A 12,774-nucleotide genomic window follows, 5' to 3' on the forward strand; every position below is an offset into this window, starting at 1 on the left:
GTAGACCGGCAGCCGAAATCTACTTTCGAGGGAAAACCAATGTTCCGTCGTCTTTAGCGGGTGCGGTAGTCTAAGGCCACGCCTGAAAAGCATCAAAAAGTAATAGGTTTCGAGGGAATGCCTGATTCTACTGTGAGAACAGTCGTTATCGTCGGCGGCGGCACCGCCGGCTGGATGACGGCTGCGGCCATTGCTCAAGCCCTCGGGCCGCACGTCGCGATCCGGCTCGTTGAGTCATCCGAGATCGGCACTGTCGGTGTGGGCGAGGCCACCATTCCCCACATCCGCGCCTTCAACGCCAAGCTAGGGCTCGACGAAGCCGAGTTCATGCGCAGCACCCAGGCGACCTTTAAGCTGGGGATCGAGTTCCGCGACTGGGGACGTCCGGGCGACTCCTACATCCACCCTTTCGGAGCTTTCGGCCCGGATCTCGGCGAGATCGGCTTCCATCAGCACTGGCTGCGCCTGCGCGCCGAAGGCTTGGAGACCTCCATCGAGGCCTTCTCCGCGCCGATCGTCATCTCGCGGCTCGGGCGCTTCGCCCATCCGTCCGCCGACCCGCGCGCCCTGCTGTCGACCTTCTCCTACGCTTATCACTTTGACGCGGGTCTCTACGCGGCCTTCCTGCGCCGCTACGCCGAAGAGCGCGGCGTGCAGCGAACCGATGCGCGGGTCGCAGACGTCCGCTTGCGCGGCGCTGACGGCTTCATCGATGCGATCGTCCTGGACACTGGCGAGCAGGTCAGCGGCGACCTCTTCGTCGATTGCAGCGGCTTTCGTGGCCTGTTGATCGAACAGGCGCTCAAGGCGGGCTACGAGTCCTGGGCCCACTGGCTTCCTTGTGATCGCGCCGTCGCGGCGCCGTGCCATGCCCAGGAGCCGGCGACGCCGCTCACCCGCTCCACAGCGCTGGACGCCGGCTGGGCCTGGCGCATCCCGCTGCAGCACCGCGTCGGCAACGGCTATGTCTACTGCAGCGATTTCATCTCCGACGAAGAGGCCGAAGCCACCCTGCTGTCGCGGCTCGAATCCGAGCCGCTCGCCGACCCGCGCCGCCTGCGCTTTCAGGCGGGCCGTCGACGCAAGCAGTGGAGCCGCAACTGCGTAGCCATCGGCCTGTCCAGCGGGTTCTTGGAGCCACTGGAGTCCACCAGCATCTACTTGATCCAGGCCGCTATTGGTCACCTGATCAGCCTGTTTCCTGATGGCTCCTGGGACCCGGTCGACGAGACCGAGTTCAACCGGCTGATGGAGCTGGAGTTGGAGCGTGTCCGCGACTTCCTGATCCTCCACTACCGGGCGACCCAGAGACCCGGCGCCTTCTGGGACGCGCGTCGCCAGATGGCGATCCCCGACTCGTTGGCCTACAAGCTCGCCCTCTTCGAGGAGCGCGGGGCCGTGGTTCGGTACAAGGATGGACTGTTTCAGGAGCCCAGCTGGCTCGCCGTCTATTTTGGCCAACACGTCAGCCCAACCGGCTTCAACCCCTTGAGCGCCGGCCTTCCCGCCGAAGCCCTCCGCCGCGAGTTCGCCGGCATCGAGCAGGCGATCCGACGGCAGGCCGAGGCCCTGCAGCCGCACGAAAGCTATGTGGCCCAGCTCTGTGCGGTCGGCGCCTGATCGTGACGCAGTCGCCAGCAGAGATCCGCCGCATCCTTGTGGTCGGCGGCGGGATCGCCGGGTGGTCCGCCGCCACGGCCCTCGCCCGCACGGTGCGCGGCCGGGCGAGCATTGGCGTCGTCGAGACCGATGAGGATCTCGGCGAGCCGCTCGCCATAGCTTGCCGTCCCGACGCCGCCGAGTTCCATGCGATGCTGGGGCTGGACGAGGCGAGTATTCTGCGCGGCGCGCAGGGCGCCTACAGCCTCGGCGAGCGCATGATCGGGTTCGGCGGGGAGGGCGCGGCCTACTTCCGTCCTTTCGCGGACTTGGGCGCACCGCTGGACGGCGCGTCCTTCCACCAGCTGCTGTTGCGTCGACGCAGGCAGGGACGGCCGGAGGTCGCCGACGCCTACAGCCTGAACGCCGTGGCCGCCGAACTCGGCCGCTTCGCCAAGCCGGGGCCAAACGAGCGATCTGTGCTGTCCACCCTGCGCTACGGGTTCAATCTGGACGGCCGCCGATACGCTGCAGGCCTGCGTGCTTTTGCCGAAAGCCTGGGGGTGACGCCCCTGCGCGGCGCCTTGGCCAAGGCGGAAGCGACCGCGACCGGCATCGCCGCCGTCGTGCTTGAAGGGGGCGAGCGCCTGGAGGCGGATCTCTTCCTCGACTGCACCGGCCCTGCGTCACGCCTGTTGGGCGAGGCGCTCGCGGTGCCCGTCGAAAGCTGGGCCGCGGATCTTCCTTTCGACAGCCAGGCCGAAACACTGGTCCCTGAGGCCGCATCCAGCCGTGCGTTCAATGTGAGCGAGGCGGCCGCGTGGGGCTGGCGGCGGGACACGCCGCTGCAGGGCGCCGTCGCACGGCGGATCGTCTACGCCTCCGCTCACCTGGACGACGCGCAGGTCCTGCAGGCTCTGCCCGCTAGCGGCGCGGTGCGCAGGTCCAAGCTCGCGTTCGGGCGACGCCGTCTGGCTTGGGCCCGCAACTGCGTCGCCATCGGGCCGTCGGCTGGATCTGCCGGGCCGCTGGATCTTGGCCTGACGCTGACGCACAAGGCGATCCGGCGACTTCTGGAGCTCTTCCCGACGCTTGGCGGGTATGAGGCCGCACGAGCGGAGTTCAACAGGCGAGCGGACGAAGAGATGGCGCGAGTGCGTGACGCCGCCCTGCTGCCGCTGGTGCTCAATGGACGGGGCGGTGAACCCGCCTGGGCCGCCGCGCGCGAGACGCCTCAGCCGGAGACGCTGGCCTACCGCCTCTCGCTGTGGAACAGCCGTGGCGGCGTGATCAGCTTCGACGAAGAACCCGTGCCCGAGTCCGACTGGATCGCCGTGCTGCTGGGGCAAGGCCCTGCGCCGCGCCGGGGTGACGTGCTCGCGGAATCCGCGATGGACGACGCAGCCCTGGCTGATCGGCTGGGCGCGATGCGTCGGGCGATCCGCCAGGGCGCCGAACAGATGCCAACCCATGACGTGTTCCTGACCAGGAGCGGCGCCGCGGCAGGTGGAGCGGGACGATGAACCCCCAGACCTCTCTGCGCCGGGTCGTGATCGTCGGCGGCGGAACAGCCGGCTGGATGGCGGCGGCGGCGCTGTCCCGCCTGCGCCGCAACGGCCAGACCGAGATCACCCTGATCGAGTCCGACGAGATCGGCACGGTGGGGGTGGGCGAGGCGACCATACCGCCCATCCAAACCTTCAACGCGCTGATCGGGCTGGACGAAGCCGACTTCCTGCGCCGCACCCAGGGCACCTTCAAGGTCGGCATCGAGTTCCGGGATTTCACCCGCCTCGGCCACAGCTACATCCATCCGTTCGGCGAGTTCGGCGCCGACATGGAAGCCATAAAATTCCATCAGTTCTGGCTGAAACTTCAGAAACTCGGCCGCACGCCCGGCATCGATGCTTACAACCTTTGCGCCATGGCCGCGGCCCTGGGTCGGTTCGAGAAGCCCCGCAGCGATCGTCCGCCGGGCCCGCTCTCGTCCCTGACCTACGCCTACCACTTCGACGCGGGGCTCTACGCCCGCTACCTCCGCGATCTGTCGGAGCCGCGGGGGGTCGTGCGGCGGGAAGGCCGGGTGGTGGACGTCTCCCTTCGCGGCGAAGACGGCCACATTGAGAGCGTCACGCTTGAGGGCGGGCTGAAGGTCGAGGGTGACCTCTTCATTGACTGCTCCGGCTTCCGCGGCTTGCTGATGGAGCAGGCGCTCGGAACGGGCTACGAGGACTGGACTCACTGGCTGCCCTGCGACCGCGCGGTCGCGGTGCCGTGCGAGGGCGCGGCCGCCCCGACCCCATACACCCGCGCCACCGCGCGCATCGCTGGCTGGCAGTGGCGCATCCCCCTGCAGCACCGGATTGGCAACGGCTACGTCTACTCCAGCGCCCACATCAGCGATGATGAGGCCGCCGCCACTCTCCTCGCGAACCTGGACGGCAAGCCGCTGGCCGACCCGCGGCCGCTGCGCTTCACCACGGGCGTCCGGAAGAAGGCCTGGAACCGCAACTGCGTCGCCCTGGGGCTCGCCTCGGGCTTCATGGAGCCCCTCGAGTCCACCTCGATCCACCTGATCCAGAATGGGGTGGCTCGCCTTCTGTCGTTGTTCCCGGATGGGGGCGGCGTCGATCCGGTGGAAATCGAGGAGTACAACCGCGTCAGCTACGGCCAGTGGTGCGCCATCCGCGACTTCATCATCCTGCACTACCACGCCACCCAGCGGGACGATTCCGAGTTCTGGCGTCACTGCGGCACGATGCCGATCCCCGACAGCCTGCAGCGCAAGCTCGACCTTTGGCGGGGCAAGGGGCGTGTGTTCCGCTACGACGACGAGCTGTTCGGTGAGTCGAGCTGGATCGCCGTGCTGCTGGGCCAGGTCGGCTTGCCGCAGGGCTATGATCCTCTCGCCGACACCCTTCCGGTGGAAGAGGTCGACTACAACCTGCAGCGGATGCGCCAGTACGTGCGTCGCGTGGCCGAGGCCATGCCGACGCACGAGGCCTTCATCCGCAGCTATTGCCCCGCCCAGCCCATCGCGGCCCGGCCCTGAGGAACACCATGGACGAGCGTATCCGCAGCATCTGCATCGTTGGCGGCGGCACGGCCGGCTGGATGACCGCCGCGGCCCTCACCAAGGTGCTGGGCCCCGAGTACGCCCGCATCACCCTGGTGGAGTCCGACGAGATCGGCACCGTCGGGGTGGGGGAGGCGACCATCCCCCAGATCGGCATCTTCAACCGGCTGCTGGGCATCGAGGAGGACGAGTTCGTCCGCCGGGTGAACGGCACCTATAAGCTGGGCATCCAGTTCGTGGACTGGGGCCGCAAGGGCCACACCTACTTCCACCCGTTCGGCCCGTTCGGCGTGGACATGGAGGGCGTCTCCTTCCACGCCTTCTGGCTGCGTCTGATGCAGGGCGGAGATCCGCGCCCGATCACCGACTTCTCCATCCAGTCGGCGGCGGCGGACGCCGGCAAGTTCATGCGCGCGATCACCAGTGATCCGCGCTCCATGCTGTCCAAGATCGCCTACGCCTTCCACTTCGACGCCGGTCTCTACGCCCGCTTCCTGCGCGAGCTGGCCGAGGCGCGCGGCGCCGTGCGCCAGGAGGGCCGCATCGTCGAGGTGGCCAAGCGCGGCTCCGACGGCTTCATCGAGGCCGTGGTCCTGCAGGACGGCACGCGCATCGAGGCCGACCTCTTCGTCGACTGCTCCGGCTTCCGCGGCCTGCTGATCGACGGAGCCATGGGCGCCGAGTTCGAGGACTGGTCGCACTGGCTGCCCTGCGATCGCGCCGTCGCCGTGCCCTGCGAGCGGGTCAGCGAGACCACCCCCTACACCCGCTCCACCGCCCGCGAGGCGGGCTGGCAGTGGCGCATCCCGCTGCAGCACCGCACGGGGAACGGCTACGTCTTCTCAAGCGCCCACATCAGCGAGGACGAGGCGACCGCCGTGCTCCTCAAGAACCTCGACGGCGCCCCCACGGCCGATCCCCGGGTGCTCCGCTTCAAGGGCGGCGTGCGCAAGACCTCCTGGATCAAGAACTGCGTGGCGCTCGGGCTGGCGGCCGGCTTCATCGAGCCCCTGGAGTCCACCTCGATCCACCTGGTCCAGAGCGGCATCGCCAAGCTGCTGACCATGTTCCCGAGCCGCAGCTTCCACCAGGCCGATATCGACCGCTACAACCGCATCACCGCCCAGGAATGGGAGCAGGTCCGCGACTTCATCATCCTGCACTACAAGGTGACGGAGCGGTCCGACACGCCGTTCTGGGACCACGTGCGGACCATGGACGTGCCCGAGGCGTTGGCCGAGAAGCTGCGCGTCTTCCAGACCCACGGCCGCGTGTTCCGCGAGAACGAGGAGCTGTTCAATGACACCAGCTGGTTCGCCGTGCTGATCGGCCAGCTGATGACGCCGAACTCCTATGACCCGGTCGCGGACGTGCTCAGCCTCGAGGAGACCCGCCGCCGGCTGGACCAGATCCAGTCGGCCATCGCCACCTCCGTCGACTACATGCCGAAGCACGACCGCTTCATCGCCGACAACTGCGCGGCGGCCCGCGTCTGAGGGCGGCGGGCGGCCTCAGCTGCCGCCCAATCCCTTCTGCCGCACGGTCCAGCCCGCGCGGGTGCAGAGCCCGCAGTCGGCGCCGCGGAACATCCGGGCCGCCGTGCTGTCGCCCTTGAGCTGCCAGGCCATCCAGCTGGCCGCCACCTGCGCATAGTCGCCGCCGTTCGGCACGCTCCAGAACGTGCCGTCGTGACCGACGCCGTTCTCGCCGAAGAACACCGGCACGTGCTGGATGCGGCCAACATCGTCCACGCCGTTCTTGTAGGCGATGTCCGTCGGCCCGCCGTTGATGTAGGCCACCGGCCCATGCAGCCGCTCCAGGGCGGACTTGGGCGTGGCCAGCACGCCTTGCGCGGCCGGCGGGGCGTCCGTGAACACGCCGCTGTTGAACAGGATCGCCGTCTTCACCCGCGGGTCGGCCGCCACGGACAGGGCCTGCAGCCCGCCGCAGCTGTGGCCCATCACCCCGATCCGCTGCAGGTCGATCCGCCGGTGCAGCGGGCTGGCCGCATCCGCGTTCTGCCGCGCCGCCCAGTCGATGGCCTCGACCAGCTGCTGTGGCTGGGTCTGCTCCGACAGTCGGGCGGGCGCGGGAGCCGGCGCCCCCGCGGCCGGCGCAGGCGCGGCCGGCGGCTCAGGCTCGACGCTGCGGTCGCGCCGGGGATGGCCCGCGGCGATCACGATGAAGCCGTGCGAGGCCACCTCGCGCAGGAAGGCGGCGTGGCTCAGCCCGTCGTCCACGCAGGCGCCGTTGCCCCAAAGGACGAGCGGCAAAGGCCCAGGCGCAGGCTTGGCCGGACGGTACACCGTGTTCCCGCGCATGGAGCCGAACGCTTCGGCCACCGCGGGGTAGGGCCCCGTGCCGCCCGGCGCGCCGATCACCCCCACCGGCTTCACGGGCGGCGGCGCCTGTTGCGCCGCGGCGCTCCCCGCAAGAGCCAAGCCCAACACCATGCTGCAAACCGCCGAGCGGCGCATGCGGACGAGAGAGGTCATTTCGGCAGCTCCACGGCCTGTTCGATGCGGAAGACGCCAGACGCGGCTTTGGCCCCGGCGACCGGCTGGCCGCCCCCAACGCTCACCTGATAGTCGCCAACCAGCACCGTGCGCCGGCCGTCTACCCGAACCGAACTCAGGTCCCGCGCCGCCAGCTCGAAGCTGACCTTCTTGGCCTCGCCAGGCTTCAGGCTCACCCGCTCGAAGCCGCGCAGCGCCAGGTTCGGCGCGCCGGGATCGGCCGGGAACCGCAGGTACAGCTGAGCGATCTCGTCGCCGGCCCGCTGGCCCACGTTGCGCAGGGTGGTGCTCACCCGCACCTTGGGCGTCTTGCCGCCCGATACCCGCTCCACCAGCAGCGGACCGTAGTCGAACTGCGTGTAGCTCAGGCCGTGACCGAAGGCGTAGACCGGCTCGCCTTCGAAGTAGCGGTAGGTCCGCCCCTTCATGTCGTAGTCGCCGAACGGCGGCAGCTGGTCGAGGCTGCGGTAGAACGTCAGCGGCAGCCGCCCGCTCGGATTGGTCCGCCCCGACAGCACATTGGCCACCGCCAGGCCGCCGGACTGGCCCGGGTACCAGGCCTCCAGGATCGCCGCAGCGTTGTCCTTGGCCCACGACAGGTTCAGCGGGCTGCCGTTCATGGTCACCACCACCACAGGCTTGCCCGTGGCCTTGGCCATCTTGAGCAGGGCCTGCTGTTCGGCGGGGATCTCCAGGTTCGTCTTGTCCCCGCCCTTGAAGCCGGGGATCTCGACGGGCGATTCTTCGGCTTCCAGGTCGGAGGTCAGGCCCACCACGGCCACGATCACGTCGGCGCTGGCCGCCGCGCGCTTCATGTCGCCTTCCGGATCCGTGGAGATCCGCTTCCACATCAGATCCACTCCGGCCAGGCCATGCGCCTCGGAGGTGATCTCGATCGGATAGCGCCGGCCCTTCTCCAGCTTCAGCGTCTTCATGGTCGGCAGGCTGTTCCAGCTCGCCTTGGTGAGATCCACGAAGTGCTCGCCGTTCAGCTTCATCGCGCCGTTGAAGCCGCTCAGGCCGAGGCGATAGGTCCCGCTTTCCGGGGGAACCAGGAACCCGGTCCAGACGACCCGGTGATGGTCCGACACCTGCGCCAGGTCCAGGCTGCGCGCCGCGACATCCGCTTCCCGGCGCGTGACGACCGCCGTGGGCGAATAGCGCATCTTGGCCACCGCATCGCCGAACGTGCCGGGCGCGAACGCCTTGGGCGCGGGCTCGACGGTGTTGAAGTAGCGCGCCGTCAGGCCGGGCTGGCCGTCCGCCGTACGAAGCGCCGAAGTCGGCACCCTGTCCCCGTCGGTGAAGGTCGCGCCGAACGGCGCATGCACCACCTGGGCGGCCGGGAACGCCTGACGCAGCCCTTCCAGCACCGAGATCGGGGTCCCGGACAGGGCGGAGGAATAGTTGCCGCGCAGCACCCGCGTGCCGTCGGCCAACGGGCCGATCACCGCAATGCGCGAGCCGGCGCGTAGGGGCAGGACGCCGTCGTTCTTCAGCAGCACCAGGCTCTTCTCGGCGGCTTCCAGCGCGAGGCGCCCGTGCTGGGGCGCGCCCACCACGGCGGGATTGCTGCGCGCGTCCCGCTGGCGCACGCCCGAAAGGTCTCCGGTGCGGAACCGCGCCGAGAACAGCCGGACCAGCGCCTGGTCGATGTCCGCCTCGCTGAGCAGGCCCCGCTTCAGCGCCTCGCGGTAGCGGTCGGTCAGGCCGTCCGTATAGGTCAGGGTCGCGCCGTTGCACTCGTTGTCGACCCCCGCCCGCAGGGAGGCGGCCGCGGCCGTCGCGGCGTCCGGCGCGTACTTGTGGTGGTCGCTGATGTCCTTCACCGCGTCGCAGTCGGACACGACATAGCCGTCGAACTTCCATGCCTCGCGCAGGTGGTCCTTCAGCAGCAGCTCGCTGGCGCAGGCCGGTTGGCCGTCGACGCGGTTGTAGGCGCACATGATCGACCCGGCCCGGGCGTCGACCACGGCCGCGCGGAACGCCGGCAGATAGGTGTCTTCCAGGTCGTGCGGCGAGACGAAGACGTTGGCGCCGTGGCGGGTGGACTCCGGTCCGCTGTGAACCGCGAAGTGCTTCGGCGTGGCCACCACGTTGGGCAGGTCGGGGTTCGGCCCCTGGATCCCCCGGACATAGGCCACGCCCATGCCGGCCGCCAGGAACGGGTCCTCCCCATAGGTCTCCTGCCCACGGCCCCAGCGCGGATCGCGGAAGATGTTGATGTTGGGAGACCAGGTGTTCAGCGCGCTGCCCATCCGTCCCATGCGGCCGGTCTGACGGGCCAGAGCGTGCAGCCCCTGGACCTCTGCGCCAATGGTGCCGGCCACGTTCTGCACCAGCGGGGTGTCGAAGGTGGCCGCCAGGCCGATGGGTTCGGGGAAGTTGGTCGTCGGCAGGGCGCCCAGCGCCCCGTGCAGCGACTCGGTCCACCAGTTGTAGGCGGGCACGCCCAGGCGCGGGATCGCCGGCGCGGTGTTGAGCAGCTGGTCGAGCTTCTCGTCCAGCGTCAGCTTCGCCACCAATTCGCTCGCCAGCCGATCCGCCTTCTCGCGCGCCGGCGATGGGCGCGCCGCCGCCGGCTCAGCCGCCATCGACATGGCGGGCAGGGGCGACAGGGCCGACGTGGCCAGCGCTAGCAGGCTGAGGCCGCAGGTTCGCGCCGTCTTGGCGATCATGGCTGGATCCTTCCTGGGGCTTGGCTGGTCTGCGGGCTCTCGTCCCACGCCTCGCCGCCCTCCCGTATCTTTGTTGTTCTTGCGAGCTCGCGGACGCTAGCCAACGCCGCTTCCGCTGCCAAGCTATTAGTCGGTGTAATACGTGCCGCTGTCGGGTCGCTGGCGTCGCCCGTGTTCAGCCGCTAGCGTCGCCGGAATAGTCGGACACAAGAAGGCGAAGCGCCCGCTCATGCTCGAAGCTCCTTTTCCCCGTCGGACCCTGCTCGGATCGGCCTTGGCTGTGGCGGCGACGCCGTCCCTGGCGAAGGCGGCGGCTCCGGCGCGCCGCGCCGACGCCATGGACCTGTGGCCCGCCGGGCGGAGCGGTTTCTTCAACCCGGCGCTGCGTCTGGCGTTCGAGGAGCATGGCTCCGGCCAGCCCCCGGACCGCAGCCTCACCGGCGTCGGAACGGCGCTGATCCAGCCGGTGATTCCGGCCCAGCCCAACGGCGCGGCCCTGCTGATCATTCCCGGCGGCAGCTACCTTGGCGAATGGTTCGATCGCGAAGGCTTCGACGTGGCGGAGCGGCTCGCACTGGCCGGCGTCACCAGCTTCATCCTCCGCTACCGCCTGCCGGGCGAGGGATGGGCGAACCGCTCGGAGGTCTCGCTGCAGGACGCGCAACGCGCCATTCGGCTGATCCGGGCCCGTGCGGACCAGTGGCGCCTGGACCCCACCAAAGTAGGCGTGATGGGCTTTTCCGCCGGCGGGCACCTTGCCGCCAACCTCTCGGTCCGAACCACGCCCGCCTACGACGCGATCGACGCCACGGACCGGCTGCCCCACAGGCCGGATCTGGCCGCGCTCATGTATCCGGTGATCGAACTGACGGGGCCCGCCGCCCACAAGGGATCGGCCGAGGCGCTGCTCGGACCCGCCCCGAGCGCGGACCTCGTGCGGCGTCATACGCCGTCGCTCCAGGTGTCGACCCGAACCCCGCCGACCTTCGTCGTCCACGCGATGGATGACGACCTGGTCCCGGTCGAGAACGCGTTTCGGCAGCTCTCCGCCCTGCGCACGGTCGGCGTGGCCGGCGAGGGGCACATTTTCCAGCAGGGCGGCCACGGGTTCGCGGTGCGGGGCTCGGCGGGCAAGCCGGTCGCCGCCTGGCCAGATCTTTTCCTGCGCTGGACGGCGTCGCATGGCTGGCCGACGTCCTAACCCGGACGGAGAGTTGCGGCGGCCGGCCAAGGGAAGGAGAGGCCGACCGCCGCGTCTCGCGAAAAGGTGGCAGTGTCCAGCGCCGCCCCCTCGCAAAGCGTGCCGGCGCCGATCGCGCCGGCGATGGATCCCCTCACACGGGCTGGAGGCCTCGCTCGGCGATTTTGCGGATCAGATCGCGGTGGCGGGGCAGGGCGGCGCGCAGCCGCTCGGTCTGCTGCTGGTTCTCGCGCCAGGCACGCCGCGCCAGGGTCGCTTCGCCCTCCAGGGCGTCAGGCTCGACCTCCGTCCGGAAGCCCATGCCGTACAGCACGTACTGGTAGCTGGCGGGCGGGAAGACCTCGTCGATGCGGTCGAACTCGTCGAACGCCCATGGCGACTGGTGCCGCCACAGCTGCAGAAGCTCCTGCAGCCGCTCGGGGACGCTCTCCTCCAGCAGGTTGTCGCGCCAGAAGGCGCTGTCGCGCCGCTGGGTCAGCACATAGTGCAGCTTCAGGAAGTCGATGATCCGGCCCCAGCGGTAATGCGTGGTGGCGTTGAAGCGCGAGGCGACCACGTCCATCACCTCCCGGCAGGCCGGCATGCGCTCGGCGATCAGCTTGGCCGACAGCTCGATCAGCACGATCGCCGACGCTTCGAGCGGCTCCAGGAACCCGGCGGCCAACCCCACCGCCACGCAGTTGCGCTTCCAAAAGGTTTCCCGGTGCCCGGCCCGGATGCTCAGCTTGCGCACCGGCAGGTTCTTGGCCGCGGGACCGAGATAGGCCCGTAACTCCTGCTCGGCCGCCTCGTCCGAGATGTGCGCGCTGGAGAAGACGTGCCCGACGCCGCGCCGGGTCGGCAGGCCGATGTCCCAGATCCAGCCGGAAGACTGCGCCGTGGAAATGGTGTGCGAGGCGATCGGGCTGGCTTCGCTCTCGTAGGGGACCTGCACCGCCAGCGCGGTGTCGCAAAACAGGATGTGGCTGCAATCCCGGAACGGCACGCCCAGGGCCTCGCCCAGCAACAGCGACCGAAAACCGGTGCAGTCGACGAACAGGTCGCCCTCGATGGCGCCCGCCTGTTCGGTGACGATCGCGCGGATGTCGCCGTCTTCCGCCATCTCCACGCGCTGCACGTCGGCCAGCACGTGGCGCACGCCGAGCGTGTCGCAGCAATGCCGCTGCAGAAACGGCGCGAACTTGCCTGCGTCCAGGTGGTAGGCGTAGTTCGCCGCGCCTTCGAATTCCGGGGTCGCGATGGTCTTGGGGGCAAGGCCCTCGTCGCAGATCTGCCCTTGCGGACAGACGGCGTCGCAGAAGCTCTGGCCGTCCTCGCGCGCCAACCAGTGGGGCGCAAGGTTCACCTGCGAAAAGCCCTGCGGCAGCATCAGGGGATGGTAGTAGGCGTCGTCTTCCGCGCCCGTGGTCCAGCGGGCGAACTTCGCGCCCTGTTTGAAGGACGCATCGCACTCGCGGATGAAGTCGGTTTCCGAGACGCCCATCTTGGCGAGCGTCGTACGCAGCGTCGGCCAGGTGCCTTCGCCGACTCCGATGATCGGTGTGTTGGGCGACTCCACCAGCGTGACGCTGAAGGTGTTGCGCACGATCCGGCTGCGATGCTTGGCGGCGATCACACCCGCCGTCAGCCACCCGGCGGTCCCGCCGCCGACGATCACGATATTTCGGATGGGTCGAACCATACGCTTGCCCGGCAGCGAAAATA

8 protein-coding genes are annotated in these 12,774 nt (G+C 69.3%); 5 read left to right on the plus strand and 3 right to left on the minus strand.

Annotation, left to right across the window (positions count from 1 at the left end; all coding sequences use genetic code 11):
- Positions 1–117: 117 nt before the first annotated feature.
- Genes DJ018_RS13495 through DJ018_RS13510 form a run of 4 tightly spaced genes read left to right on the plus strand, consistent with a single transcriptional unit; the run spans position 118 to position 6,171 of the window.
- Positions 118–1,620: a tryptophan halogenase family protein gene (locus DJ018_RS13495; RefSeq protein ID WP_111515487.1), complete on the plus strand. Its 1,503-nt coding sequence runs from the start codon at positions 118–120 to the stop codon at positions 1,618–1,620.
- A 2-nt stretch (positions 1,621–1,622) separates the two neighbouring features.
- Positions 1,623–3,122, plus strand: a complete 1,500-nt coding sequence (locus DJ018_RS13500) for a tryptophan halogenase family protein (RefSeq protein WP_165842923.1) — start codon at positions 1,623–1,625, stop codon at positions 3,120–3,122.
- Positions 3,119–4,651, plus strand: a complete 1,533-nt coding sequence (locus DJ018_RS13505) for a tryptophan halogenase family protein (protein ID WP_111515489.1) — start codon at positions 3,119–3,121, stop codon at positions 4,649–4,651. Before DJ018_RS13500 ends, DJ018_RS13505 begins: the two co-directional genes overlap by 4 nt.
- An 8-nt stretch (positions 4,652–4,659) precedes the next feature.
- Complete coding sequence (locus DJ018_RS13510) at positions 4,660–6,171, plus strand: tryptophan halogenase family protein (RefSeq protein WP_111515490.1); 1,512 nt, start codon at positions 4,660–4,662, stop codon at positions 6,169–6,171.
- Between the two features lie 15 nt (positions 6,172–6,186).
- Here the strand turns inward: DJ018_RS13510 and DJ018_RS13515 are convergent, their stop codons facing one another.
- Both DJ018_RS13515 and DJ018_RS13520 read right to left on the minus strand, forming a co-directional pair.
- Complete coding sequence (locus tag DJ018_RS13515; RefSeq protein WP_111515491.1) at positions 6,187–7,170, minus strand: poly(ethylene terephthalate) hydrolase family protein; 984 nt, start codon at positions 7,168–7,170, stop codon at positions 6,187–6,189.
- Complete coding sequence (locus DJ018_RS13520; protein WP_205853770.1) at positions 7,167–9,869, minus strand: glycoside hydrolase family 3 protein; 2,703 nt, start codon at positions 9,867–9,869, stop codon at positions 7,167–7,169. Before DJ018_RS13520 ends, DJ018_RS13515 begins: the two co-directional genes overlap by 4 nt.
- A 229-nt stretch (positions 9,870–10,098) precedes the next feature.
- On the opposite strand from DJ018_RS13520, the gene DJ018_RS13525 reads away from it, so the two are divergent.
- On the plus strand, positions 10,099–11,070 hold the full coding sequence (locus DJ018_RS13525) for an alpha/beta hydrolase (RefSeq protein WP_111515492.1): 972 nt from the start codon (positions 10,099–10,101) through the stop codon (positions 11,068–11,070).
- Between the two features lie 133 nt (positions 11,071–11,203).
- Here the strand turns inward: DJ018_RS13525 and DJ018_RS13530 are convergent, their stop codons facing one another.
- Complete coding sequence (locus DJ018_RS13530) at positions 11,204–12,751, minus strand: tryptophan halogenase family protein (protein ID WP_111515493.1); 1,548 nt, start codon at positions 12,749–12,751, stop codon at positions 11,204–11,206.
- Between the last annotated feature and the right edge of the window lie 23 nt (positions 12,752–12,774).

The sequence above is a fragment of the Phenylobacterium deserti genome (assembly GCF_003254705.1).
Classification (GTDB): Bacteria; Pseudomonadota; Alphaproteobacteria; order Caulobacterales; family Caulobacteraceae; genus Phenylobacterium; species Phenylobacterium deserti.